This window comes from Kitasatospora sp. NPDC101801, assembly GCF_044766665.1.
GTDB lineage: Bacteria > Actinomycetota > Actinomycetes > Streptomycetales > Streptomycetaceae > Kitasatospora.
This window is the reverse complement of record NZ_JBIWML010000012.1, coordinates 76,710-102,072: the sequence shown is the minus strand read 5'-3', so window position 1 is coordinate 102,072 and position 25,363 is coordinate 76,710. Positions and strand designations below refer to the sequence as shown.

21 protein-coding genes and 1 pseudogene are annotated in these 25,363 nt (G+C 71.0%); 5 read left to right on the top strand and 17 right to left on the bottom strand.

Annotated elements, in window-relative coordinates; all coding sequences use genetic code 11:
* Window positions 1-16 precede the first annotated feature (16 nt).
* The 11 genes from ACIRPK_RS16790 to ACIRPK_RS16740 all read right to left on the bottom strand — a co-directional run bounded on the left by ACIRPK_RS16790 (window position 17) and on the right by ACIRPK_RS16740 (window position 13,617).
* Complete coding sequence (locus tag ACIRPK_RS16790) at window positions 17-1,087, bottom strand: aldose epimerase family protein (protein WP_403038979.1); 1,071 nt, start codon at window positions 1,085-1,087, stop codon at window positions 17-19.
* Between the two features lie 76 nt (window positions 1,088-1,163).
* On the bottom strand, window positions 1,164-2,669 hold the full coding sequence (gene araA, locus ACIRPK_RS16785) for an L-arabinose isomerase (protein ID WP_403038976.1): 1,506 nt from the start codon (window positions 2,667-2,669) through the stop codon (window positions 1,164-1,166).
* A gap of 11 nt (window positions 2,670-2,680) precedes the next feature.
* Window positions 2,681-3,349: an L-ribulose-5-phosphate 4-epimerase gene (locus ACIRPK_RS16780; protein ID WP_403038973.1), complete on the bottom strand. Its 669-nt coding sequence runs from the start codon at window positions 3,347-3,349 to the stop codon at window positions 2,681-2,683.
* Window positions 3,346-5,055 (bottom strand): ribulokinase, encoded by a 1,710-nt coding sequence (locus ACIRPK_RS16775; protein ID WP_403038970.1) that lies wholly within the window; start codon window positions 5,053-5,055, stop codon window positions 3,346-3,348. The genes ACIRPK_RS16780 and ACIRPK_RS16775 overlap by 4 nt, the downstream gene beginning before the upstream one ends.
* Before the next feature lie 156 nt (window positions 5,056-5,211).
* Entirely contained in the window at window positions 5,212-6,201 is a 990-nt protein-coding gene (gene yjfF, locus ACIRPK_RS16770) for a galactofuranose ABC transporter, permease protein YjfF (protein ID WP_403038968.1), read from the bottom strand.
* Window positions 6,202-6,274: 73 nt separating this feature from the next.
* On the bottom strand, window positions 6,275-7,324 hold the full coding sequence (locus ACIRPK_RS16765; RefSeq protein WP_403038966.1) for an ABC transporter permease: 1,050 nt from the start codon (window positions 7,322-7,324) through the stop codon (window positions 6,275-6,277).
* Window positions 7,321-8,823: a sugar ABC transporter ATP-binding protein gene (locus ACIRPK_RS16760; protein ID WP_403038963.1), complete on the bottom strand. Its 1,503-nt coding sequence runs from the start codon at window positions 8,821-8,823 to the stop codon at window positions 7,321-7,323. The genes ACIRPK_RS16765 and ACIRPK_RS16760 overlap by 4 nt, the downstream gene beginning before the upstream one ends.
* A gap of 111 nt (window positions 8,824-8,934) precedes the next feature.
* Window positions 8,935-9,921: a substrate-binding domain-containing protein gene (locus ACIRPK_RS16755; RefSeq protein WP_403038961.1), complete on the bottom strand. Its 987-nt coding sequence runs from the start codon at window positions 9,919-9,921 to the stop codon at window positions 8,935-8,937.
* Between the two features lie 236 nt (window positions 9,922-10,157).
* Window positions 10,158-11,189, bottom strand: a complete 1,032-nt coding sequence (locus ACIRPK_RS16750; RefSeq protein ID WP_403038958.1) for a LacI family DNA-binding transcriptional regulator — start codon at window positions 11,187-11,189, stop codon at window positions 10,158-10,160.
* A 543-nt stretch (window positions 11,190-11,732) separates the two neighbouring features.
* Complete coding sequence (locus tag ACIRPK_RS16745; RefSeq protein WP_403038956.1) at window positions 11,733-12,779, bottom strand: 2-dehydropantoate 2-reductase; 1,047 nt, start codon at window positions 12,777-12,779, stop codon at window positions 11,733-11,735.
* Between the two features lie 34 nt (window positions 12,780-12,813).
* Window positions 12,814-13,617, bottom strand: a complete 804-nt coding sequence (locus tag ACIRPK_RS16740) for a class II aldolase/adducin family protein (protein ID WP_403038953.1) — start codon at window positions 13,615-13,617, stop codon at window positions 12,814-12,816.
* A 429-nt stretch (window positions 13,618-14,046) separates the two neighbouring features.
* Between ACIRPK_RS16740 and ACIRPK_RS16735 the strand changes: the two genes are divergently transcribed.
* On the top strand, window positions 14,047-14,658 hold the full coding sequence (locus ACIRPK_RS16735) for a TetR/AcrR family transcriptional regulator (RefSeq protein WP_403038951.1): 612 nt from the start codon (window positions 14,047-14,049) through the stop codon (window positions 14,656-14,658).
* A 62-nt stretch (window positions 14,659-14,720) separates the two neighbouring features.
* Here the strand turns inward: ACIRPK_RS16735 and ACIRPK_RS16730 are convergent, their stop codons facing one another.
* The 4 genes and pseudogenes from ACIRPK_RS16730 to ACIRPK_RS16715 form a co-directional block, all read right to left on the bottom strand.
* Window positions 14,721-16,304 carry an IS4 family transposase gene (locus tag ACIRPK_RS16730; RefSeq protein WP_403038948.1) on the bottom strand — a complete coding sequence of 528 codons (1,584 nt, stop codon included), beginning with the start codon at window positions 16,302-16,304 and terminating at the stop codon, window positions 14,721-14,723.
* A gap of 665 nt (window positions 16,305-16,969) precedes the next feature.
* Window positions 16,970-17,980, bottom strand: a complete 1,011-nt coding sequence (locus ACIRPK_RS16725) for a phosphotransferase family protein (RefSeq protein ID WP_403038945.1) — start codon at window positions 17,978-17,980, stop codon at window positions 16,970-16,972.
* Between the two features lie 379 nt (window positions 17,981-18,359).
* The gene (locus ACIRPK_RS16720; RefSeq protein WP_403038942.1) at window positions 18,360-19,556 is read right to left on the bottom strand and encodes a tetratricopeptide repeat protein; all 1,197 of its coding nucleotides are present in this window, start codon (window positions 19,554-19,556) and stop codon (window positions 18,360-18,362) included.
* A gap of 620 nt (window positions 19,557-20,176) precedes the next feature.
* Window positions 20,177-20,467: pseudogene (locus tag ACIRPK_RS16715) on the bottom strand (transposase); the annotation flags it as partial.
* Between the two features lie 346 nt (window positions 20,468-20,813).
* Between ACIRPK_RS16715 and ACIRPK_RS16710 the strand changes: the two are divergent.
* Together ACIRPK_RS16710 and ACIRPK_RS16705 are read left to right on the top strand one after the other, a co-directional pair.
* Window positions 20,814-21,623 (top strand): hypothetical protein, encoded by an 810-nt coding sequence (locus ACIRPK_RS16710; RefSeq protein ID WP_403038940.1) that lies wholly within the window; start codon window positions 20,814-20,816, stop codon window positions 21,621-21,623.
* Window positions 21,620-21,979, top strand: a complete 360-nt coding sequence (locus ACIRPK_RS16705) for a winged helix-turn-helix domain-containing protein (RefSeq protein WP_403038937.1) — start codon at window positions 21,620-21,622, stop codon at window positions 21,977-21,979. The genes ACIRPK_RS16710 and ACIRPK_RS16705 overlap by 4 nt, the downstream gene beginning before the upstream one ends.
* A 49-nt stretch (window positions 21,980-22,028) precedes the next feature.
* Here the strand turns inward: ACIRPK_RS16705 and ACIRPK_RS16700 are convergent, their stop codons facing one another.
* Window positions 22,029-23,057 carry a S66 peptidase family protein gene (locus tag ACIRPK_RS16700; RefSeq protein WP_403038934.1) on the bottom strand — a complete coding sequence of 343 codons (1,029 nt, stop codon included), beginning with the start codon at window positions 23,055-23,057 and terminating at the stop codon, window positions 22,029-22,031.
* 153 nt (window positions 23,058-23,210) lie between these two features.
* Here ACIRPK_RS16700 and ACIRPK_RS16695 point away from each other — a divergent pair, with 153 nt between their 5' ends.
* The gene (locus ACIRPK_RS16695) at window positions 23,211-23,567 is read left to right on the top strand and encodes a S24/S26 family peptidase (protein WP_403038931.1); all 357 of its coding nucleotides are present in this window, start codon (window positions 23,211-23,213) and stop codon (window positions 23,565-23,567) included.
* 57 nt (window positions 23,568-23,624) lie between these two features.
* Here ACIRPK_RS16695 and ACIRPK_RS16690 read toward each other — a convergent pair whose 3' ends face one another.
* On the bottom strand, window positions 23,625-24,209 hold the full coding sequence (locus tag ACIRPK_RS16690) for a TerD family protein (RefSeq protein ID WP_184923645.1): 585 nt from the start codon (window positions 24,207-24,209) through the stop codon (window positions 23,625-23,627).
* Window positions 24,210-24,391: 182 nt separating this feature from the next.
* Between ACIRPK_RS16690 and ACIRPK_RS16685 the strand changes: the two genes are divergently transcribed.
* Window positions 24,392-25,282, top strand: a complete 891-nt coding sequence (locus tag ACIRPK_RS16685) for an NAD(P)-dependent oxidoreductase (RefSeq protein WP_403038928.1) — start codon at window positions 24,392-24,394, stop codon at window positions 25,280-25,282.
* Window positions 25,283-25,363: the final 81 nt, after the last annotated feature.

Here is a 25,363-nt window from a genome sequence, read left to right as displayed (position 1 = left end):
CCTGGGGGGTGGGGGGCTACTCCACCGAGATCCGGTAGACCGTGGTCGACTCGTAGCGCTCGCCGGGGCGGAGCACGGTGGAGGGGTAGTCCGGGAAGTGCGGGGAGTCGGGGAAGTGCTGGGTCTCCAGCGCGATGCCCGCGTAGGCCCGGTAGCGGCTGCCGCCGGGGCCGATCAGCGAGCCGTCGAAGTGGTTGCCGGTGTAGACCTGGAGGCCGGGCTCGGTGGTCAGGCAGTCCAACCGCCGTCCGCTGGCCGGGTGGTGGAGGGTGGCGGCCTGCCGCAGGCCCTCGCCGGGGCGGAGCACCCAGTTGTGGTCGAAGCCGTCCCCGGCCAGCCAGAGCTGCGGGTCGGCGGCGGACAGCCGGCCCCCGAGGCCGGCCACCGTGGTGAGGTCGAAAACGGTGCCCCTGACCGGTTCGGGTGCGCCGAGCGGGATCAGGGTGGGGTCCACCGGGAGGTAGGCGTCGGCCTCGACCCGGAGCAGGTGGTCCAGGATCAGGCCGCTGCCCTCGCCGCCGAGGTTGAAGTAGGCGTGGTTGGTCAGGTTGACCACGGTCGGCGCGTCGGTCGTGGCGCCGTACGAGATGGTCAACTCGCCGTGCTGGTCCAGCAGGTAGCTCACCGTCACGTCGAGCGCCCCGGGGAAGCCCTGGTCGCCGTCGGGGCTGTGCAGCGTGAGCCGGACGCCGACCCGGCCGTCCTCCGTCACCGCCTCGCCGGTCCACAGCCGGGTGGCGAAGCCGTCCGGGCCGCCGTGCAGGGTGTGGCCGTTCTGCTGGGCCGCGAGCCGGTGCACGGTGCCGTCCAGCGGCAGCAGACCGCCTGCGATCCGGTTGCCGTAACGGCCCACAGTGGCGCCGAAGTAGGCTGCCCCATCCAGCAGTTCGGCTACCGAGCTGCCGCCGAGCAGTACGTTGGCCCGGCGCCCGTCCCGGTCCGGGGCATGCAGGGACTGCAGCCGGGCACCCAGGCTCAGCACCTCCGCGGTGACCCCGCCGGCGGCGCCGAAGACCCAGCGGTCGATCGTGCTCCCGTCGGGCAGCTCACCGGCGGAGTACTGGTGGATGGTCAGCTCAGCGGTCATGGCGCGGTGCTCCCTCTCATGAAAACGCCGTGGGGCGGCACCGGTCCAGGTGCCGCCCCGAGCGGATGACGCAGGATCAGAAGCCCTGGGCCAGCCGGTGGTAGGCCTGGTTCCAGCGCAGCTCGCGGGTGAACTGCCGGATGGTGGTACCGGAGTCGATCAGCACCAGCTCGGTGGCGAGCATCTCGGCCAGGTCGTCGAGCTGCTCGGCGCCCAGCGCGCTGGAGAGCACCGTGTGGTGCGGGGCGCCGGCCGCCAGCCAGGCCTCGGCCGAGGTGCGGAAGTCGGGCCGGGGCTTCCAGACCGCGCGGGCCACCGGGAGCTTGGGCAGCGGCTCGGACGGGTCGACCACGTCGATCTCGTTGGCGACCAGGCGGAACCGGTCACCCATGTCGGCCAGACCGGCCACCACGGCCGGCCCGGGCGCGGCGTCGAAGACCAGTCGGACCGGGTCCTCCCGGCCGCCGATGCCGAGCGGGTGCACCTCGCAGGACGGGGTGGCGGCGGCGATGCTCGGGCAGACCTCCAGCATGTGCGCGCCGAGGATCAACTCCTGCCCGGGCTCCAGGTGGTAGGTGTAGTCCTCCATGAAGGAGGTGCCGCCGGGCAGGCCGGTGGCGGTCACCTTGAGGGTGCGCAGCAGCACCGAGGTCTTCCAGTCACCCTCACCGCCGAAGCCGTAGCCGTCGGCCATCAGCCGCTGGACGGCCAGGCCGGGGAGCTGGCGCAGGCCGCCGAGGTCCTCGAAGTTGGTGGTGAAGGCCCGGAAGCCGCCCTCGGTCAGGAAGGTGCGCAGACCGGCCTCGATCCGGGCCGCGTACCGCAGGGACTCGTGCCGCTCGCCGCCCGGACGCAGGGCGGGGGCGAGGCGGTAGCTGTCCTCGTACTCCTTGACCAGATCGGAGATCTCGGCGTCGGAGGCAGCGTCGACCACCTCGACCAGGTCGTTGACGCCGTAGGTGTTGACCGAGACGCCGAACCGGAGCTGGGCCTCGACCTTGTCGCCCTCGGTGACGGCGACATCGCGCATGTTGTCGCCGAACCGGGCCAGCTTGAGGGTGGCCAGCTCGGCCCGGCCGGCTGCCGCGCGGGCCCAGGAGGAGATCCGGGTGGTGGTCACCGGGTCGCTGACGTGCCCGGCGACGGTCTTGCGGGCGACACCGAGGCGGGACTGGATGTAGCCGAACTCGCGGTCGCCGTGGGCGGCCTGGTTCAGGTTCATGAAGTCCATGTCGATGGTGGACCAGGGCAGTGCGACGTTGGCCTGGGTGTGCAGGTGGAGCAGCGGCTTGCGCAGCGCGTCCAGCCCGGCGATCCACATCTTGGCCGGGGAGAAGGTGTGCATCCAGGCGATCAGGCCGATGCACTCGTCGGCCGCGTTGGCCTCCAGGCAGATCCGGCGGATCGCTCCGGCGTCGGTGAGCACCGGCTTCCAGATGACCTTGACGGGCAGCTCCGGGGAGCCGTCCAGCTGCTCGGCGATCCGCCGGGACTGCTCGGCGACCTGACGCAGCGTCTCCTCGCCGTACAGACCCTGGCTGCCGGTGAGGAACCAGACCTCGCGGTCTTCGATCGTCTTCATGGTGGGGCTCCTCACCGGCCGGACTGCTGGCCGTACACGTTCTGGTAGCGGAAGTTGAGGCTGTCGATGTCCGCCTGGGCGATCGGCAGGGGTTCGCCCAGCTGGCGGGAGATGTGCACCGTGCGGGCGACGTCCTCGCACATCACGGCGGCCTTGACGGCGGCCTTGGCGTCCTTGCCGATGGTGAAGACGCCGTGGCTCTTCATCAGCACGGCGGGCGAACGGTGGCCGCGCAGGGTGTCCACGATGCCGCGGCCGATCGAGTCGTCGCCGATCAGGGCGAACGGGCCGATCGGGATCTCGGCGCCGAACTCGTCGGCCATCGCGGTCAGCACGCAGGGCACCGCCTCGCCGCGGGCGGCCCAGGCGCAGGCATAGGTGGAGTGGGTGTGGACCACTCCCCCGACCTCGGGCAGGTGCCGGTAGACGTAGGCGTGGGCGGCGGTGTCGGAGGAGGGCGAGTGGACGCCCTCGACCACGGTGCCGTCCAGGTCACAGAGGATCATGTTCTCCGGCGACAGCTCGTCGTACGAGACGCCGCTCGGCTTGATCACCATCAGGTCCTCGCCGGGCACCCGGGCGGAGACGTTCCCGGCGGTCCAGACCACCAGGCCGTAGCGCACCAACTCGTGGTGCAACTCACTGACCTGACGGCGGATCAGGTCGATCAGGTCGGTCATGATTCCTCGCTGTTCTGGGTCGGAGCGGCCTTCGCCAGGGCGGCGTTGCGGATGCGGCGCAGCCGGTGCAGCTGCTTGTCGGCGGCGGTGCCGAAGTGCTCGTGCAGTTCGCGGTACTCGGCGAACAGCACGTCGTAGCCGTCGGCGCGGTCCGGGTCGGGCCGGTAGGCGGCGCGCTCGACCCGGCCCATCGCGGCGGCGGCGGTGCGCACGTCGGGGTGGGCGCCCGCCGCCACCGCGGCGTGGATCGCCGAGCCCAGCGCCGGGCCCTGGGCGGAGACCGCGAGCGAGATCGGGCGGCGCAGCACGTCGGCGTAGATCTGCATCAGCAGCGGGTTCTTCTTCAGCCCGCCGGTGACGATGAACTCGGTGACCGGGACGCCACCCTGCTCCAGTGCCTCGACGATGGTGCGGGTGCCGAAGGCGGTGGCCTCCAGCAGGGCCCGGTAGACGTCCTCGGGCCGGGTGGCCAGGGTGAGGCCGACGATCACGCCGGAGAGATGGTGGTCGACCAGGGTGGAGCGGTTGCCGTTCAACCAGTCCAGGGCGACCAGGCCGTGCCCGCCGACCGGCTGGCTGGCGCCCTTGCGGCTGAGCAGCTGGTGGGCGTCCTCGCCGGTGGCCGCGGCCTCGGCGACGTACTCGGTGGGCATGCCCTGGCTCAGCCACCAGGCGAAGATGTCGCCGACCGCGCTCTGTCCGGCCTCGTAGCCATAGGCGCCCTCGACGATGCCGCCGTCCACCACGCCGCAGATGCCGGGGACGTCCGCCAGGGTGGCGCCGTTGACCACGTGGCAGGTGGAGGTCCCCATGATGGCCAGCAACCGGCCGTTCTCGACCGCCTGCGCGGCGGGAGCGGCGACGTGGGCGTCGACGTTGCCGGCTGCCACCGCGATGCCCTCGGGCAGGCCGGTCCAGGCGGCGGATTCGGCGGTGAGGCTGCCGACCCGGGAGCCGAGCGGGGAGAGCCGATGGGCCAGCCGGGTGCGGGCGAAGTCGGCGAACGCCGGGTTGAGTGCGGCGAGGTACTCCTCCGAGGGGTACTCGCCGTCCTGGAAGATGCCCTTGTACCCGGCGGTGCAGGTGTTGCGGCTCTCGGCGCCGGTGAGCTGCCAGACGATCCAGTCGGCGGCCTCGATCCAGCGCTCGGTGGCGGCGTAGACGCCCGGGTCCTCCTCCAACAGCTGGAGGGCCTTGGCGAACTGCCACTCGGCGGAGATCTTCCCGCCGTACCGGGAGATCCACTTCTCGCCGCGCCGGTGGGCGAGTTCGTTGATCCGGTCGGCCTGCTCCTGCGCGGCGTGGTGCTTCCACAGCTTGGGCCAGGCATGCGGGCGGTCGGCCAGCGCGGTCTCGGCCAGCGGGGTGCCGTCGGCGGTGACCGGCAGTACGGTGCAGGCGGTGAAGTCGGTGGCGATGCCGATCACGGAGGCCGGGTCGACACCGGCGGCGGCCAGCGCGGCGGGGACCGCGGTCCGCAGCACCTGACGCCAGTCGGCCGGGTGCTGGAGCGCCCAGTCCGGCGGCAGCTGCTGCCCGGTTCCGGGCAGTCGGGTCTCGATCACTCCGTGCCGGTACTCGTGGACGGCGGTGCCCAGCTCCTCGCCGTCGCTGACCCGGACCACCACGGCGCGGCCGGAGAGGGTACCGAAGTCCACGCCGACGACGTGGCGCTCCGGGGAGGAGGAAATTGGTGGCACGTTCATGTCCTTCAGGGGAGGAGGGTCTGGTACCGGCCGCCGGGAGGGTCCGCGACGGTGCGGGCCCGGCGGCCGGTCTGCCCGTCCGAACGGACGGGGCCGCGCGGACCGGGCCGGCCGAAGCGGGGTGGACGGCCCGGTGAGCGGGGTCTGGGTACGGCGCTACCGGCGGCGCCGGCGGGCCGTCATGACCCTCTGGAGCACGATGAAGATGAACAGCAGCGCGCCGATCACGATCCTGGTCCACCAGGAACTGAGCGTGCCCTGGAAGCTGATCACGGTCTGGATCAGGCCGAGCACCAGGACTCCCAGCACGGTGCCGAGCAGGTAGCCGGAGCCGCCGCTCAGCAGGGTGCCGCCGATCACCACGGCCGCGATCGCGTCCAACTCCAGCCCCACCGCGTGGAGTCCGTAGCCGGAGAGCATGTAGAAGGTCATCAGCACGCCACCGAGCGCCGAGCAGAAACCGCTCACGCCGTACACCGCGATCTTGGTGCGGCCGGCCGGCAGGCCCATCAGCATCGCGGACTGCTCACTGCCACCGAGCGCGTACACGTTCCGGCCGAACCTGGTGTGGTGCAGCACGGTGAACCCGGCGGCCACCACCAGCAGGGCGATCAGCACACTCGGGGAGATGAACAACTCCCCCAGCGGGATGTGGGTCTGGGCCATCGCCGTGTACGTAGGGTCGGTGATCGAGATCGAGTCGGTGCTGATGGTGTAGCACAGGCCGCGGGCCAGGAACATGCCCGCCAGCGTCACGATGAACGGCTGGATCTCGAAGGTCTGGATCACCCAGCCCATCGCCAGCCCCGCTCCGGTGCCGGTTGCCAGCACCAAGGGGATCACCAACAGCGGCGGCCAGCCGTGAAGTTGGACCAGCCAGGCGGAGAGCATGGTGGACAGCGCGACCATCGCGCCGACCGACAGGTCGATGCCGCCGGTGAGGATCACGAAGGTCATGCCGACCGCGACCACCAGCAGGAAGCCGTTGTCGATCAACAGGTTGAGCAGGACCTGCCCGGAGAAGAACCCCTCGTAGTTCAGCGATCCGGCCGCGAACATCACCACCAGCAGCACCGAGGTGACCAGCATGGGGAGTTGGCCCCGGCCACGCCGGGTGAGGGTGGACAGAACGGTGCCGGTGCTCATGCGCCCGCCTCGCTTCGCTCGGCAGGGGCATCCGCCCATGCGCGCCTTTCGATGATTCGCTCGCTCCGCTCGCTCATGCGCCGACCTCAAGCTTCTCGGGCGCGGCCGTCCGGGCGCCGTGCCGGGCGCGGGAGCGCCGTCGGGCGGCCTTGGCACGGAAGGCGGGCGACTGGACCAGGCAGACGATGATCACCACGACCGCCTTGAAGACCAGGGTGGTCTCCGGCGGGATGCCGATGGTGTAGACGGTGGTGGACAGGGTCTGGATGACCAGCGCGCCGAGCACCGTGCCGCCGAGCGAGAAGCGGCCGCCGTTCAGCGAGGTGCCGCCGACCACCACGGCCAGGATCGCGTCCAGCTCGATCCACAGGCCGGCGTTGTTGCCGTCCGCACTGGAGACGTTGGAGCTGATCATCAGCCCGGCCAGCGCCGCGCAGAGCGCGCTGACCACGTAGACCAGACCGATCAGCCTCACCGCCCGGATGCCGACCAGCCGGCTGGCCACCGGGTTGCCGCCGACCGACTCCAGCAGCAGCCCGAGCGCGGTGCGCCGGGTGAGCGCCGAGGCCAGCAGCACCACCGCACCGGCCAGCGGCACCGAGAACGGCACGGTGAGCAGGTAGCCGCCGCCGATCAGCTTGTACGGATCGCTGGTGATGGTGATGATCTGACCGTCCGTGATGAGCTGGGCGACGCCGCGCCCGGCGACCATCAGGATCAGCGTGGCGATGATCGGTTGGACGCCGACCCTGGCCACCAGGAGGCCGTTGGCGGTGCCGAGCAACAGGGCCACGCCGAGCGCGATGCCGACGGCCGTCAGCACGGTGCCCAGGCCACCCGGATCCGGTGACTCGCTGATGTGCAGACAGGCCAACGCGGCGGCGATCGCGACGGTCGAGCCGACCGAGAGGTCGATCCCGCCGGTGGCGATCACCAGGGTCATCCCGAGTGCCACCAGGACCAGCGGGGAACCGAAGTGCAGGATGTCGATCAGGCTGCCGTAGAGGTGGCCGTCCTTCAGCCGGACCGCGAGGAAGTCCGGGGTGAACGCCAGGTTGGCGAGCAGCAGTGCGAGCAGCACCGCGGCGGGCCAGAACAGGCGGTGGCGGGCGATTCGGCTCACGACGCGGCTCCGCTCGCGATGGTCTCCATGATGCGCTCGGGGGTGAGCGTTCCGTCGTTGCGCAGCTGGGCGACCATCCGATGGTCGCGCAGCACGCCGATCCGGTGGCTGAGGCGCAGCACCTCCTCCAGTTCGGCGGAGATGAACAGCACTGACATCCCGTCACCGGCCAGCTTGGCCACCAGCTTCTGGATCTCGGTCTTGGCGCCGATGTCGATGCCTCGGGTCGGCTCGTCCAGGATCAGCAGCTTGGGGTCGGTGATCAGCCAGCGGGCGAGCAGTACCTTCTGCTGGTTGCCACCGCTGAGGTTGCGGATCAGCGCCTCGGGGTTGTTCGGCCGGATGTCCAGGGCGCGGATCCAGCGGATCGCGAGCTCGTCCTGGGCCGAGCGGGAGAGCGGGCGGGTCCAGCCCCGGGCCGCCTGCAGGGCCAGCACGATGTTCTCCCGCACCGTCAACTCGCCGACCAGACCCTCGGTCTTGCGGTTCTCCGAGCAGAACGCGATGCCGTGGTCGATCGCGGCCCGGGGGCTGCGCAGCGCGGCGGGCGCGCCGTCGATCCGGACGGTGCCCTGGTCACTCTGGTCGGCGCCGAACAGCAGCCGGGCCGCCTCGGTCCGGCCGGAGCCCAACAGGCCCGCCAGTCCGACCACTTCACCCGGCCGGATGGTCAGGTCGTACGGCTCCACCGCGCCCCGGCGGCCCAGGCCCTCGGCGCGCAGGAAGGAGGAGCCGGTGGGCTCGGTGCGAGCGGCGCCGGCCAGCTCGGTCAGCTCGCCGCCGATCATCCGGGAGACCAGCGCGACCTGGCTGAGCTCGCTGGTGAGGTACTCGCCCTCGTGGCGGCCGCCGCGCAGAACGGTCATCCGGTCACAGATCTCGTAGATCTGGTCCAGGAAGTGCGAGACGAACAGGATCGCCACTCCCTGGTCACGCAACCTGCGCATCACGGCGAAGAGTTGGCGTACCTCGTCACGGTCCAGGCTGGAGGTCGGCTCGTCCAGGATCAGCACCTTGGCGTCGACGTCCACCGCTCGGACGATCGCCACCAGCTGTTGGACCGCGATCGAGTGGTCCGACAGCGGGGTGGTGACGTCGATGTCCAGGTCCAGCGCGGCCACCGACTCGGCTGCCCGGCGCCGGAGTTCGGCCCACTGGATCAGCCCGAGGCGGCGCGGCTCACGGCCGATGAAGATGTTCTCCGCCACCGACAGGTTCGGGCAGAGGTTGACCTCCTGGTAGACCGTGGAGATCCCGGCCTGCTGGGCCTGGAGCGGCCCGCCGATCCGGACCGCCTGCCCGGCGAGGCGGACCTCCCCGCCGTCGGACTCGTACACGCCGGTGAGCACCTTGATCAAGGTCGACTTACCCGCGCCGTTCTCACCCATGAGCGCGTGCACCTCTCCGGGGAAGAGCCGGAGGTCGACCCCGTCCAGTGCCACCACGCCCGGGAACTCCTTGCGGATTCCCCGTACTTCCAGGACCGGCTGCGCTGGCATCCGCTCCTCCTCTCCTGGCCGACGGGCGGGCGGCCCTCCGCCGAGGGCCGCCCGCGCGCCGGGCTGTGTCGTTGCGTCGGTACGTCACGCGTCGGTGGTACCGGGGGTGGCTCAGTACTGGCGGGAGGGCAGCGCGGCGGCCGCCTGGTCCTGGGTGAAGACACCCTCGACGGTCTTGATGCGGCGCTCGACGCTCTCGCCCGCCTTGACCTTCTTCACCAGTTCCATCAGCTGGTCCCCGAGCAGCGGGTTGCACTCGACCACAACGTTGATCTTGCCGGCCGCCATCGCGGTGAACGCGTCCTTGACGCCGTCGACCGAGATGATCTTGATGTCCTTGCCGGGCGTCTTGCCGGCCTCCTCGATCGCCTGGATCGCCCCGAGGGCCATGTCGTCGTTGTGCGCGTAGAGCACGTCGATCTTCGGCTGGGACTTCAGGAAGGCCTGCATGACCTCCTTGCCCTTGGCGCGGGTGAAGTCACCGGTCTGCGAGGCGACCACCTTGAACTTGGGGTCGGCCTTGACGACGTCACCGAAGCCGGACTTGCGGTCGTTGGCCGGGGCGGAGCCGGTGGTGCCCTGGAGCTCGACGATGTTCACCTGGTCGGTCTTGCCCTGGTACTCCTTGACCAGCCAGTCGCCCGCCTTCTTGCCCTCCTCGACGAAGTCCGAGCCGAGGAAGGTGGCGTAGAGCGACTCGTCCTTGGAGTCCACCGCGCGGTCGGTGAGCACCACCGGGATCTTGGCGTCCTTGGCCTCCTTCAGGACGGTGTCCCAGCCGGACTCGACCACCGGCGAGAAGGCGATCACGTCCACCTTCTGCTGGATGAACGAGCGGATGGCCTTGATCTGGTTCTCCTGCTTCTGCTGCGCGTCGGAGAACTTGAGCGTGACCCCGGCCTTCTTCGCGGCGTCCTGGACCGACTTCGTGTTGGCGGTCCGCCAGTTGCTCTCGGCGCCGACCTGGGAGAAGCCGACGGTGAGCTTGCCGGAGCCACCGCCACCGGCCGCGTCCTTCGAACCGCCGCCGGAGCCGCAGGCGGTGAGGGCGACGGCCATCGCGGTGGCGACCAGGGCCACCGCAGCTCTCTTTGACATGTTTCGGGTTCCTCTCAGGTGGGGGCGCTGGGACGGGCGGCGAGCGCCGCGCCCTGCTGAGGGAATTGTTAACGCTAACAATTGGCCGCGACAAGAGGTAACGCGGGCGTTACCCAATCTTGACCGGCCGTGCGCCTGTCGATGGCAGGGCACCGGGACGGCACGGGCCGGACGAACTCGGACAGGTCAGCGCCGCACGCCGATGGGGGCCTGCGCAGGCGCGGAGCGCGGCCGGGTCAGCGGCGGCGGGCCGGGCCGCTACTACGGCGGAGCACCAGCTCCGGCGAGATCAGCGCGTGCTCACGGGCACCCGCGGATGCCGCCCCGGAGACCTGGTCGACCAACAACTCCAGTGCCCGGCGCCCCAGTTCGGCGAAGTCCTGGCGGACCGTGGTGAGCGGCGGAGTGAAGTACGCCGCCTCGTGGACGTCGTCGAAACCGACCACCGAGACCTCTCCCGGCACCGCGCGCCCGGCCTCGTGCATCGCCCGGAGCAGCCCCAGCGCCATGTGGTCGTTGGCGCAGAACACCGCACTGACGCCGGACTCCCCGGCCAGCCGCAGACCCGCCTGGTAGCCGGAGCGGGCACTCCAGTCCCCACTGCGCACCTCGGGTGCCCTGGCCCCGGCCGCCTCCAGCGTGTGCCGCCAGCCGCCCTCCCGGTCCTGGCTCTCCAGCCACCCGCCCGGCCCGGCCACGTGGTGCACCGTCTCATGCCCGAGGTCGAGCAGGTGACGGGTGGCCTCCGCGGCACCGAGCCGGTTGTCCACCGACACCGTCGGCACCCTGCTCTGCCGCCCCGACCCGACCGCCACCACCGGCACCGAACTGGACAGCCTGGCCACCGAACTGACGGCAGAGATCTGCGGGGCGATCACCACCACACCCTCCACGCCCTGGTCCCGCAACCGGTCCACCGCCTCCTGCACCGAGCGGCTGTCCAGCGAGCGCAGGCTCGCAACGCTCACGAAGTACCCCGCACTGCGGGCCGCCTGCTCGATCCCGTCCAGCATCGAGGCGGGACCGTAGAGGGTGGAGTCGAAGCTCACCACCCCGAGCGTCTGGGAGCGCTTGGTGACCAACGCACGGGCCGCCGAGTTCGGCCGGTAGTCCAGCTCGCGAATGGCCGCCAGCACCCGCTCCCTGGTGTCGGGCCGCACGTGCGGAGCACCGTTGAGCACCCGGGACACCGTCTGGTGCGAGACGCCGGCCAGCTTCGCCACGTCAGCCATCACGGGCTGCCGGACCTCGGCGCTATCGGTTCCCACGTGCGTCCCCTCGGTGGTGCCAGCGGCCTGGCCGGCGCGCCTGCTGGTTTTCGGACGAGTGTAGTTGTTGTTCACGCTCACGGACCGCGCGGGCGGCAAGACCGACCGGCACAGGGTGGGTGGGTGAAGGAGCGCCCGCCGCGTCAGCGGCTGGTGTCTCTGCGGGGGCGTGGCTCGGCGGTGCCGAGAAGGGGGCTCTCCCGGCCGAAGGCTGGGATGCCGCAGGCTGGGCGGGGGTCCCCCCCGGCGATGGCTGGGGGAGAGTCCATGCGGAGCATCGACGACCGACGAGAGGCCGTCGAGGGGCCCCTCCTGCCCGATGCCGGGCTACGAGGGCGCGTGCCTCAACGCCGCGACGCCCCCCCATCTGCCGGTCGGTCCAAGGTAGCCCACAGAGCGCGTCGGCACAGCGGGCCGTCGTGAACCGGGAAACCGTGCTGCACCTTGCTTGGAGGCGCGGCAGTGCGCGCTCGTACGTCGCGGTGCGGACGCGCGGCGACGGCCTCCGTTCCGGGGTGGGACCGGGCCCGTCGGCTCAGGACGTCAGGTCAGTTCCGCGAACAGCTCCGGCCCGGACCAGCTGCGGGCCGCGCCGGGGCCGGCGGCTTCGGCCCGGCGGACCAGTTCGATCAGCCGGGCGTTGGCCGGGGCCGGGAGGCCGTGGCGTCCGGCGAGGGCGACGACCTCGCCCTGGAGGGTGTCGACCTCGGTGGGGCGTCCGCGTCGGAGGTCCTCCCACATCGAGGAGCGGGCCTGGGCGTCGATCCGCAGGCTCGCGCGGGCGAGCCGGCGGAAGAGACCGTCGGGCAGCCGGAGCAGCCAGGGCATCCGCCGGGGCGGGATGGCGCCGAGCCGGGCCACCCCGATGCCCTCGGCGTCGAACGCGGCCAGCGCCTCCTGCTGGCAGAGCGCGAGGCAGCTGCGGTACGCGCGCTGACCGAGCTGGTCGCGCAGGGGCAGACCGGAGAGCGCGTTGAGCGCGTTGTTCAGGTTCATCAGCAGCTTCGCCGCCTGGACGGCGGCCATGTCGTGACGCAGCGTCAGCCGCAGCCCGGCGGCCCGGGCGACGGCGGCCAGCGGGGCAGCCCCCGGCGAGTCGTCCAGCGTCAACGACCCGCCGCTGCCCTGGTGGAACGCGGCGGGCCCGGTGCGCAGCACGTTGTACGGGACCATGCCCGCCAGCACCCGGTGCCCGGCGAGTCCGGTGAGCTCGGCGCGCAGCAAATCCGGGTTGTGCAGGCCGTTCTGGAAACTGACCACCACCGTGCCCGGCCCGAGGTGCGGGGCCAGCTCCCGGGCGGCGGCGACGGTGTCGGTGGACTTCACGGTGACCAGTACGTAGTCGGCGCCGGCCGCCGCACTCGCGTCGGTGGCGAGCCGCAGGTCGCGGAGTTCGCGCCGTTCGCTGCCAGGCCCGGTCAGGGTCAGCCCGTGCCTCTCGATCTCCGCCATCGCGTTCGGTCGCCCGATCAGGGTGACCTCGGCGGTGGCGGCGAGCCGACCGCCCAGATGGCAGCCGATGCTGCCGGCGCCGAGCACCGCGATCCGCAGCCGCGGATGCGGATGCGGCCGGTCCGAGCTTCTGGTCACAGCGGTTCCTTCGGAACGGGGAGAGCGGAGGTGGTCAGTCGAACAGGTCCGGGTCCGACGCGACGATCTGGTCCCACAGCGGCCGGGCCTGGAACCAGCCTGCCAGGTGGCTCCCGATCTGGCCCCGGGTGGTCAGCGCGGTCTCCCGGTCGATCAGCCGGGGCTTCCCTGCGGCCATCGCCAGCAGCTGGGCCTGGCAGGAGCGTTCCATGGTGACGAACCACCAGACCGCCTCGGCCACCGACTGCCCGACCGTGAGCAGCCCGTGGTTCTGCAGGATCACGGCCTTGTGGCTGCCGAGCGCGGCGGCGACCCGCTTGCCCTCCTCGGTCTCGTTGACCACACCCCGGTAGTCGCTGTAGACGGCGTGGTCCTCGAAGAAGGCGCAGGCATCCTGGGTGATCGGGGCCAGCGGGATGCCCAGGCTGGAGAACGCCTTGCCGTACAGCGAGTGCGAGTGGGCGGCGGCCACCGCGTCCGGGCGGGCGGCGTGCACCTGGGAGTGGATGACGAAGGCGGCCCGGTTCACCGGCCGATCACCGTGCAGCACCGCGCCGTCGTGGTCGACCAGGATCAGGTCGGAGGCCCTGATCTGGCTGAAGGCCATACCGAAGGGGTTCACCCAGAACTGCGCCGGGTGCTCGGGGTCGCGGACCGTGATGTGCCCGGCGACCCCTTCGGAGAAGCCGAACTTGCCGAACAGCCGGAAGCCGGCCGCGAGTTGCTCCTTGCGATACCGGCGCTCGGCCTCCACCGTGTCGAAGGTCGGCGGCATGGGCAGGGTGACACCGGCCTGGACCAGGCCGGCCGCGGCCAGGTCGGAGGGCGGGGTGCTCATGGCGGGCTCCAGGGGTCGGCGGCAGTGCGGACACCCAAAAGATACGGAGCTGTATCGGATACGTCCATGCATCCGATGGGGTCCGTCTCCGATCCGGAAGCTGAGACCGACCGGCCATGGGGGGTGGGTGAAGGAGCGGTGGTGGGGTGTGTGGCTCGGCGGTGCGGAAAAGGGGGCCCCTCCCGGCCGAAGGCTGGGATGCCGAAGGCTGGACGGGGGTCCCCCCGGCCGAAGGCTGGGATGCCGAAGGCTGGGCGGGGATCCCCCGGCCGAAGGCTGGGGGAGAGTCCATGCGGAGCACCGGCGACCGACGAGCAGCCCGCGAAGGGCCCCTCCTGCCCGATGCCGGGCAAGGAGGGCACGTGCCCCGGCGCCGCCCACTATCTGCCTGCCGGTCGGTTTAAGGTGAAGGCCGATGAAGGAGTCCCGATGCCCAAGGGTGTGACCAAGCGCCGCCCGCGCACCCGCGCCGCCCTGCTGCGGGCCGCGCTGGCGAGCTTCGCGGCGCACGGGTTCCACGCCTCCACGATCGAGCAGATCTGCGAGGCGGCCGGCTACACCCGAGGGGCGTTCTACTCCAACTTCGGCAGCAAGGACGAACTGTTCCTGGCGCTCTTCGACGACCACAGCGCACGGATCGTCAGCCGGATCGCCGAGTTGATCGATGCCACCACCGCCGAGGAGTTCACCCTCCAGGACGTCGCCGACGCGCTCTCCGACATCGAGCCGGCCGAGCGCGACTGGTACCTCGTCAGCACCGAGTTCACCCTGCACGCCATCCGCAACCCCCACGCCGCCCGGGCCCTCGCCGAGCACGACGCCCGGCTGCGCGCCGAGATCGCCCGCGGCCTGCGCGAACAGCTCACCCGGGCCGGCCGCGCCCTCACCGTGGACGCCGACGAACTGGCCCGCCTGCTCATCGCCATCCGCGAGGGCGGCCTGGCCCAGAGCTACGTCGAACCGGACCGACTGCCGCCGGGCCAGCTCGAACGCCGTTTCCTGGTAACGCTGTTGACAGCGCTGACCACCGATCTCGGCTGAGCCGTGTTTGAACCGTTCCGGGTTCGGTGCAAGGCCACGTAGTTAAGGCTTGTTGGCGCAGGTCAAGGGGCTGGTGCGGGGCAGTTGTGCGGGGTTGTGTATCGGCCGCGTGTGGGTTTGCCGAGTAGGCCGCGGCGGGCCCAGGTCGCCAGCTGGACGCTGAAGCTGTTGATGTTGGTGATCTCCAGGGTGTGTGCCAGTTCGCTGGGGGTGAAGGAGCGGCCCGGGTCCGCTTGCAGGAGCGCGAAGACTCGGTCGACTCGGGAGCCGGGGTTCATGATCTTTGCTCGGGCTGCTGGCGAGGGCTCAGGTCGGGGCAGGGTGCCCGGTTTCTCGATGCCGACGTCGATGCTGGTGATCCTTGTGCTGGTCAGAGGGCGTTCTTCGAGCGGATGGCCGGCGTATCGGGAGATGGGCGATTTGACCTTGCGGGCTGAGAGCCGGGCCCTGCGGGCGGGCAGCAGATGGGCGAGGACAGCCGTGGTGATGGCCTGGGGTGGGGCAGGGTCGTGCTGGTCGGTGATCCCGGCCGCCCGGATGACGGTGGCCTGGGCGGTGGCGGCGGCGTCGGTGAAGCTGGTCCGGTCGGGATCCAGATGCGGCCGGGACCTGGCGGCGTCGACCATGGCGTGGCGCAGTATCTGGTAGAGGGTGAGCAGGGACCACAGTTCCTGTTCCAGCCCTGCTGGGTCTTGCGAGCGCAGTACCCGGCCGCCCAGCAGGGTGTGGCGTAGGGCGAGGTAGCTCGATTCGATCTCCCAGCGTTCGTGGTAGAGCTCGATCAACTCGGTTGCGGGGTGGGCTTGGTGGTCGAGCAGGCTGGTGGCCAGCGCGTAGTGCCCGGTGATTTTGGTGCCGTCGGCCAGGTGCGCGGTGACCTGAGCCTGGATGACGCGTACGTTGAGCTGTCCCAGGCGGGTGAGGATTGAACCGTCGGGCAGAACCGCCAGGCGGGGCAGCCTGCGGCCGGCGCGCATGCGGACCAGGAACTGTGCTCCGGTCGTGCGGACGGCCGCGAGGAACTCTCCGCCGTCGAACGCTCGGTCCGCGAGCAGCAGCATGGTTGGGTCGAGCCGGTCGACCAGGCTCGCGGCGTAGGTGATCTCTCCGGTGCTGCGAGGGCCGGACACCGCGCCGAGCAGGGCTCGGGTGCCGGTCTCGGCCAGCGTCATCAGTTGCAGGCACGGGTAGCCGTGGAATCCTCCGCGGCCGGTGTGCGCGCGCCCGAGCCAGGCACGGTTGCGCTCGGAGTCCGGGCAGTGCAGTGACGCGCAACCATCGAAGGCGACCGTGCGCCACCGTCGGTACCGCAGGCCCGGGGTTCGCGGATCGGCGACAGGAACCGCGAGGGTGTCGAACAGCTGCTTGACCGGCTTGGGCCCGACCCGTCGGCGCACATCCCGCAGAGCCTTTTCCGAAACCTGTGGCGCACCGGGAAGCGCGCTGGTCAGCATGCCCCACACCCGTAGGTATCCCAGATGGGGGAACAGCCCGAGAGCCAGCAGGAAGTAGACGCCGACCCGCGAGGGCAGCAGCCGAATCCGCTGCTGGACGCGACCGGTCTCCGTCAGCACCGCATCGACCAGGTCGAACGGCACGTACCTCGTCAGCTCGCCCAGGTGGCCGGCGCCGAACAAGTCGGCCACCAGAGCTGGCCCCTGCGAAGCGGGCGCGGTTGAATAATCAAACGGCAAGGGGACCTCTGAACCTTGAGACGTCTTGGCGGACTCCCGAGGTATAGCAGGGGTCCCCTCGCCCGAACTGGCGATCTGCAAAGCCCACTTGACCTGCGCCAACAAGCCTTAACTACGTGGCCTTGGGGTTCGGTGGAGACTCGATTTCGTGTAAGCATTCGAGTCATGGCACGTCCTGCCTCCTATCCACCTGAGCTGCGCCGTCATGTGGTGCGCACGGACGCCGAGGTCCTTGGTGACCACCCGAACGAGTCAGCCGCTGCGGGCCGTCGCGGAGAAGCTGGGCATCGGCTCCGCCGAGACAACGAAGGAAACCCGCCTCGTCCTGGACGCTCTGGACATGGCGCTATGACAGCGCGACCGTGACGGATTCCCTTACCAGCGCGGCGAGTTGCTACATCACTCGGACGCCGGGTCGCAATACACGAGCTTCCGGCTCGCCGAGCACCTGGACACCGCCGGCATCGCCGCCTCGATCGGATCCGTCGGCGATGCCTACGACTGTCCCTGATGAAATCCGCCATCGGCCTCTACAAAACGGAGCTGATCAAACCCGGCCCACCCTGGAAGACCCTCGCCCAGGTCGAACTCGCCACAGATGATCGATTCCGAGGGGTTCAGCGGACGTCTCCGGACAGGAAGGCAAGCACCTGTCGGAGGTTGTATTCGACGATTCCCCTCATGAAGTCGCGGTCGGGGAAGTCGCCGTCGAGCAGTCGCAGCGGTCCGGCGACGAGCGACAGGCGCATCGCCAGCGTGTAGAAGGTCAGGCGCTGCTCGTCGAGTCCGCCCCTGTCCAGCCGTTGGTAGTGCTCGCCGAAACGGATTCGCAGGAAGACGTGTTCCCACTCGACGTCGAAGAACATCAGGCCCTCGATGTCGATGAGGACCGGCTGCCCCTGACGGTCCACCAGCACGTGGTCGGGTCCCAGCTCCCCATGGATGAGCCCGTACTCCGAGCGCGGGCGCACCGCGCCGGCCAGGCTGCGCAACACACCCTCCAAGTGGTCGCGGACACCTGCGATCCGCAGGTCGCGCCAGGAGGCTTCGGCCAGGTCCTCGAGTGCGCGGTCGAGGACGACCTGCTCGCTCGAGCGGCCATGGGAGAGGCCACCGTTGTCGATCAGGGCGACTTTGCCGAAGCCCGGTGCGGTGTGCCGCCGCATCAGGTCGAGTGCCTCGGCGAGTCGCGTCAGGGTGGTCTCCACGCTGCGCGGGTTCTGTTCGAGCAGTGTCTCCAGATTCTCGCCGGGGACGTCCTCGACCACCGCGATGTCCGCCGGATAGTAGCTCCTGCTCCGGTCGGCCAGATGGATCCGGGGCGTGCGGATCCCCAGGGTGTTCAGGTGCCGGTGAGCGGCCTGGAACAGCTCGATGCCGGAGGCGTGCGAAAACGGATCCGCACGGTCCTCGGCGTTGGCGGCGTCCGCCGTCGGCCAATAGTTCTCGGCGTCGTCCCAGATGTAGACGATCGCGGTGGAGTCGTCCTCGAAGGTGAGGCGGTACACGCCCTTCTTGCTGCCGCCTCGGAGCCGTGACACGCCGACGAGGCGATGCTCGGCTCCGAGAGCCGCCCGCGCGACCCCGGCCAGATGATCACGTCCGACGATCTTGCGTGCCACGTCCACGACTCGCCTCCCCCAGGTATCGGCGGCGCAGCCTCTCTGCCGACGGAGAACGAGGGAACGGACCCTCGGGCGCGCCACCGTACAAGCGGCCGATACTAGACGATCCCTGCGCGCACAGCAGGAGGGGTCCAACCTCGGTAGATCTCCACCAAAACCGGAACGGTTCGCGGACGCCCGGGCCGTGTTCGCCGTAGGCCAGCGGTCGGTTGTGGCGCCGGGACGACTGGGCCCTTGATAGTCCGGTACCGCCATGTCCCTATCTACCGTTGGCGGCCGGGCTGCTGGACGGCCGAAGGGTCGCCCTGGACGGTGTGATGTCCGTACCTCCCGGCGCGGCCCGGATAGTGCGGAGCACCACGCTGTTGGACATACGCCTCTCTCAAGCGGGCGGGAGTGCGGCCAGGACGGTTTCGGCGGCACGGGTGCGGGGGTGGTCGGGACCGAAGTGCTCGCGCCAGGCGGCGGTGCAGCGGGTGAGGTGATCGCGGGCTTCGGTGTGGCGGTGCTGGGCGGCGAGCACGCGGCCGAGGGTGGTGGCGGCTTCCAGGGTGCTGTGGTGGGTGGGGCCGAGCGGCTGAGCGAGATCGATGGCCTTGCGGCTGCGGGTTTCGGCCTCGTCGTTGCGTCCCAGGCCGAGCAGGGCCTGCGCCGTGACGGTGGCGACCGGTGCGGCCAGGGTGAGGCGAGGGGTGGGGTCGTTCCGGTGGTCCTCCTCGGCCCGGGCGGCGGCTTGCAGGCCCTCCTCGTGGCGGCCGGCGCCGCTGAGGGCGCGGGAGAGCCCGAGGGTCAGGGCGATGCGCAGGTCATTGCTCGGCTGGGCGACGTCCTGCTCACGCAGCAGTGCGCGGCGGGCGGCAGCCTCGGCCTCGTCGTGGCGTCCGAGGTGGGTGAGCGCGAGGACAAGGGCGTTCATGACCGACAGCCAGAGCAGGCTGGGGGTGTCGTGCACCTCCAGCAGGGCCCGGCACTCGCATTCGGCCTGCTCGTACTCACCGATGCAGATGAGGTTCTGGACACGCTCGGAGACAACTTTGAGAGTACCGAGGGCCGTTGCACCGTAGATCCTGGCAGTCTGCTCCTGCAGCGCCCACGAGCCGTCGACGGCCTCGCGGTGCCGGCCCAGGATGGCGAGCGCCCTCAACCTGGCCTCCCAGGCCTCCAGCCCGTACTCGTCCGGCGCGGGGCGGTGGCGCAGCACCAGCGCCAAGAGCGCGTCGGCCTCCGCGGGCCTGCCCCTGCCGATCAGCATGTTGGCGAGCTGGATCCGGGCCTCGGCCGTGTTCTCATGAGTCTCGCCCAGCACAGCCGGACACTGGACGGTCAGCTCCCGCAGCTCGGACAAGGCCTCGTCGACACGGCCCAGCCTTCGCAACGCCGAGGCCCAGGCAGTGCGGCAGATGAGTGCCGAACCGGATTCCGCGCCCAACCCGCGGTCGGCCACCTGGACGGCCTCCCGGAAGCAGCGCTCCGCCTCGGCCCAGCGCTCCTGCTCCGCGAACTGGTGGCCCTCGTCGTAGAGCCGCTGGGAGACGTCATGGGCCCGCTTCTTCCCCCTGTTTCGCAGTACCCCTAACATACCCACTCCCTCACGGCCCGACGAGGCGCTGATCATATGAGGCGGACCAGCTCCCACTCCACCGGGCCACTGAAGCGCCTCGGTCATCGCCTGGCTCGGCCTGGCCCGTGGCCCGCCCGATCCGACACCCCGCGCCAGTCCGACCACGACTCATGCCAGTTGATGGTCTCCGTCCCTGGACGAACGGCAGCTCCCACCGAGTGTCCAGGCGCGCCATCTCAACGACGCCACCTCCCCCGTCGATCACCCCTGCTCTTCGCCACCCCGCACCTGCGGCTGCCTGCACCTCAACCGCAGCTCCACCACCGACCTGGCGCCCTGAAGCTACGCCGGTTCCTTCGACCCATCCCGAACTGGACAACACCCCGGCCCTCATGTGTTCGCAAGCACCAAGGGCCCGAGACAGGTCCTCGAAGCCAGGTCTCCGCAGGGCTGTCAATGCTCCCTCTACCTTGGCCCCCAGCGCTCTGCCGGGACCACACGGCCGGGTTCAAAGGGTGAGGTGAACCGTTCCGGGCTTCGTCGAACATCCAGCCCCAGCCCTGCTCGAACTCCGGGCCCACCGGGGACTGTACGAAAGTTGGCGCTGGCCCGTAAGCGGTGGTTAGCGCGTGTGGTGATCACTGGAGGAGGATGCGGTGGCGGAGCAGGGGGAACCCGGCTCGACCGCGCATCTGGCGCCTGATCCGCTTGGTTCGGGTGTTGACGCCTTCGGTGCGGCCGTTGTGCCAGGGGAGGGTGAGTCCGGCGTCGACGGCGGCGCGGTCGAGTTGGCGGCCGTTGGCGAAGGAGTGCAGGTGGGGTAGGTCGGCTGCGCGGACCGTAGTGATCCAGTCGGTGAGCTTGGCGTCGTTGCTCTCGATCGGGGTCAATAGCGGTGCGAACTCGCGGCTGAGGCGGGCGAGTTCAGCTGCCCGCACATCGGGCACGGCGCCGGACCGTCCCGGGTCCGCGCCGACACCCGGATGAACTCGCCCTCATCGGTCACGCCGGCGATGACCAAGGCAGACAGTCCCGAAAACACCACGCCCGCAAGCTCGTTGACATCGCCCGCACGCCATGCGGACGACAACCATCACCCTTCGCTACCACCGGATCCGGGACAGAGCCCGGCATTGCGGCCAGGCCACGGGGCCCCCGGCATCACCCGACGATCCGTCAGGAAGGTCTTGACGCCCACTCACTTTGCGATGCAAAGTACATGGCATCGGAAAGAACGCGGCACATCGGAGGGGCACACCATGGGGGGTATCGGAAGTGACCGACCAGGACCGGGCGGCGGCCGAACGACTACTGACCGATGCGGCCGAACTCCGCACCCGGGCCCGCGCCCGGACCGGCGGCGGCTGGGCCGTCCTGCTCGGGTTCGGGCTGCTGGCGCTCGCGGCGGTGCCCATCGCCCGCTATGCGTTCACCTTCGCCGCCCACGGGCACTCCGTCTCGGTCTACCCGCTCTTCGCCTACGCGGAGCTGACCGGACTGTGCGTCACCCACCAGTGGGGGGAGCCGTGCAGCTCACAGGAGTTCGACGGCTCGGTGTTCGCGTTCGCGTGCTGGGGGATCTGGTTCGCCGTCCTCCCACTGGCCTGGGCCGCCACGGCCCGCTGGTACCGGCTGCGCGGGGAGTCCCGTGGGATCGTGCCGCGCCGCGCCACCTGGCTGCTCGCCGTCGGCGGCACCACCGTCGTGACGGTGGCCTCGGTCGTCGTCCTCGGCGTTCTGCTCCTGCTCCGCTCCTACAACGGGGTCCTGCACCTGCTGGACAAGGGCTACGCCTCGCCCTGGTACCTGGTCGGGATCGGGCTGCTGGCCCTGGGGCTGGCCGAACGCAGCTGGATCACCGCCGCCGCCGGGCTCGCGCACGGGCTGCTGCTCGCCGCGTACCTCGGGGCGAGCCCGGCCGGTGGACTGCTGCCCTGGGGGCCCGGGCCGCAGTCCGGCTGGGTCGACGGTCCGCAGGCCAAGGCCCTGCTGCTCGCCGTCGTGCTGCTGGCGGCCGCGTTCGCGCGGTGGGCGACCGACCGACGTGCCGCCGGGCCGGCCGCATCGAGTACGGTCGGCCCATGACCACCGGGGACGCCGACCCGCGGCACGAGGACGAGCCGCATCCGACCAACACCCTCGACGACACCGTCCACCAGCGGGTGCGGCTCGGGATCCTGACGATCGCCCGCGAGGCCGACCGGGTCGACTTCGGCTTCCTCAAGACCCAGCTCGCGGTCACCGACGGCAACCTGTCGCGGCACGTGAAGGTCCTGGAGGACTCCGGTCTGGTCAGCGTCGAGAAGGGCTACGCCGGTCGCCGCCCCCGCACCTGGGTGAGCCTCACCCCCGAGGGCGGCCGGGCCCTGGAACGCGAGCTCCGGGCGCTGCGCGAGCTGGTCCGGCGCCTGGACAACGGGCCGGCCCGGCCCGGGGTCTGACCCACCGTCCGCCCGTCGGCCCGCCCCGCTCAGGGGCGGGCCGACCCGCTCAGTCCAGCGTCTGGGTGAGCTCGCTGCGGGTCGCGGTGTGCACCACCCGACCGCGCGCTCCGTTGACGATCGGCAGGAACGGCGGGACGTGCCCGCACTCGACGTCGGCGATGATCGGGACACCCAGCACGCCGAGCGCGTCCAGCACGGCCTGGTGCTGCGTCAGCGACCGGCTGTCGGGAGCGGAGGTCCGGCCGACCAGGATCGCGTTCGCCCGGTCGAAGAAGCCCGCCAGCCTCATGCCGTGCAGGTTCCGGCAGATTGTGAAGGCGTCGTCCCCCGCGGCCTCGACGTAGACCAGCAGACCTTCCGGCGCGTGCTCGCGGGCGAACGCCGTGGTGTCGCCGTAGGGCGTCCCGGCCAGGTTGCACAGCGTCTCGATGCAGCCCCCGATCAGGCGGCCCTCGACCTCCAGGTCGCCGTCGCCGTCCAGCCTGGTCCACCGGCCGGCGGCGTCGAGCGCGAACTCGCGCACCTCCGGGTCGGCCGCGAAGTCGTCCCAGCCCGAGCTGCGGTGGCGTTCCGGCGGGGTCTGGGTGAACCGGTGCCCGGTCGGCGCCGCGGTGATGTCCAGCCAGGAGGCGAGCCCTTCGGGTACCCGGTAGGGCGTGTCCATCAGGTTGACGCCGTGCACGGTCGCGATGCCGGTGAGGAGGGTCAGCGGCGTCATGACGGTCGACAGGTCGGAGTAGCCCACCAGCCAGGTCGGTTCCGCGTCCCGCAGGCGGTCCCAGTCCAGCAGCGGCAGCAGGTCGATCGCCGTCTCCCCGCCCCACGGCGGCACCACGGCCGCGATACCGGGATCGGTCAGCATCGCCGTCAGCTCGTGCGCCCGGTCGGCCGCGGGCGCGCTCACGTGACCGGTCCCGTCCATGCAGCGGCCGACCACCACCTCGTACCCGCGCGCCTCCACCTCGCGAACCGCCACGTCCAGCCGCCCGCGCAGCTCCTTCGCCACTCCGCTGGACGGAGAGGTGATGCCGACACGGTCACGGGGGCGCAGGGGGCGCGGGTATCGAACTGACATGGCCCGGAGTCTGGCAGGCGCCACCGCACCCGGGCAACGAATTACCAGCTCAGCCGGGTACGGCGCAGCCGCGCCCGGCGGGCTGACGCCACGTCGGCGGCCCTGCCCCGATAATCCGGGCGGCGGGCCGGCCGGGTCTGCCACGATCGGCGGATGGGCATGCTGGACGGGGTGGCAGGCAGGGTGGCGGGCGGGGCGACCGTGGAGTTCCGGCCGACCGGATCCTCGATGGTCCCGCTGATCCGCAGTCGGCAGCGGGTGGTCGTCGCGCCGGTCGACCCGTCGGAGCTGGAGACCGGCGACATCGTCCTCGCCCGGGTCGCCGGGACGGTGTGCCTGCACCTGGTGTCCGCCCTGGACCCGGCCAGGCGGCGGGTGCAGATCAGCAACAACCGCGGCCGGGTGAACGGTTGGACCGGTCACGACCGGGTCTTCGGCATCTGCACGTCGGTGGACGGCGTCGCCCGCCCCGGCGCGGCGGGCAAGTCCCCTGCGGTGTCGGGGCGATAGGCCCCGCCCGGCGGGGTGGGCAGCACCCCGCCGGGTCCGACCGGTCGGCCGTCCGGGCTACTTGCTCACCGCGAACCGCATCAGGTCCTTCTCGTCCCCCTGCTTGATCTTGCCGGTCTCGTTGATCACCTGCAGCTTCCAACTCCCGCCGACCCGCATCGCCTTGGCCACGGCGCAGCCGTTGTCGTTGGTGAGCATGCTGGGCCAGATGTCGGCGACCTGCTGGCTGCTGCCGCCGGTCGCGTCGTACACCTTGAAGCTGATGTTGCGGGCGTTCTGGAACGCGCTGCGCTTCTTGTACGCGGCGGCGATGAACACGATGGAGGTGATGTTCTCCGGGACCCGGGAGAAGTCGACGGTGACCGTCTCGTCGTCGCCGTCACCGTGACCGGTCTGGTTGTCCCCACTGTGTATCAACCCACCGTTGCCCAGCGGGTCCAGGGAGTCCAGCCCGGCCAGCCGGACCGGCTCCGCGCCCTGCATCGCGATGGCGATCAGGTCGAGGTCGGTGCCGGCCTTCTGCCGGAGCTTGCCGATCAGGCCGCCGCTGCTGCCGACGGTCGGGTCCCAGGAGACGCCGATGGACAGGTGGGTCACCCCGTCGAGGTCCGCCGGGCCGTCTTCCTTCTTCAAAGTGATCATGCGTGATCCTCTCGGTGGTGATCTGCTTCCCCCGAGTCTGCCTGATCACTCCTCGGTCCCCGCGCCGACCCGCCCCCGCCACCTGCGGCGCAGGTCGGAGCCCGTCCGCGCGTTCGAAACCCTTCCGTGTGACGACCGACACCCGCAGGCATGGACGGGTCGGCAGCGGGCAGGAGCCGATCATGAAAGACAGCCTCACCGTCGGTGTCCTCGGCACCGGGATCATGGGGGCCGCGATGGCCCGCAACCTGCTCCGGTCCGGACACACCGTGCGCGCCTGGAACCGCACCCGGGCCAGGGCCGAACCGCTGGCCGCCGACGGCGCCCTGATCGCCGACACCCCCGCCGACGCCGTCCGGGACGCGGACGTCGTGCTCACCATGCTGCTCGACGGCCCCGCCGTGCTCGATGCCCTCCGGGCCGCGGCACCCGGGCTGCGCCCCGGGACCGCCTGGGTGCAGTCGACGACCGTCGGGATCACGGACGTCGGTGAACTGGCCGACCTCGCCCGGCAGCACCGGCTGCGCTTCTTCGACGCACCCGTGCTCGGCACCCGCGAACCGGCCGAGGCCGGGCAGTTGACCGTCCTCGCCGCCGGACCGCCCGAGGCCCGGGCGGCCGTCGCGCCGGTGCTCGACGCGGTCGGCGCCCGCACCCTGTGGACCGGCGAGGACGGTTCGGACGGCAGCGCCACCCGCCTCAAGCTGGTCGCCAACAGCTGGGTGCTCGCGGCCACCCTGGCGACCGGTGAGGTACTGGCGCTCGCCAAGGGCCTCGGCGTGGACCCGCAGGACTTCTTCGACCTGGTCGCGGGCGGCCCGCTCGACCTGGGCTACCTGCGGGCCAAGGCCGCCCTGGTCCTGGAGGACCGGCTCTCCCCCGCCTCCTTCACGGTCACCACCGCGGCCAAGGACGCCCGCCTGATCGTCGAGGCCGGGCGGCAGCACGGCGTCCGGCTCGACCTGGCCGCCGCCGGCGCCGACCGGTTCGGCCGCGCCGCCGCCCAGGGCCACGGCGAGGAGGACATGGCCGCCGCGTACTTCGCCAGCTTCGACGGCCCCCCGGCGCCCTGACCCGGCCGGTGACCGGCGGCCGCGTCCTCCGTGTTGAGCGGTTGTTCATCGAACGACGATCGACCGCTGGGACGGTGGACC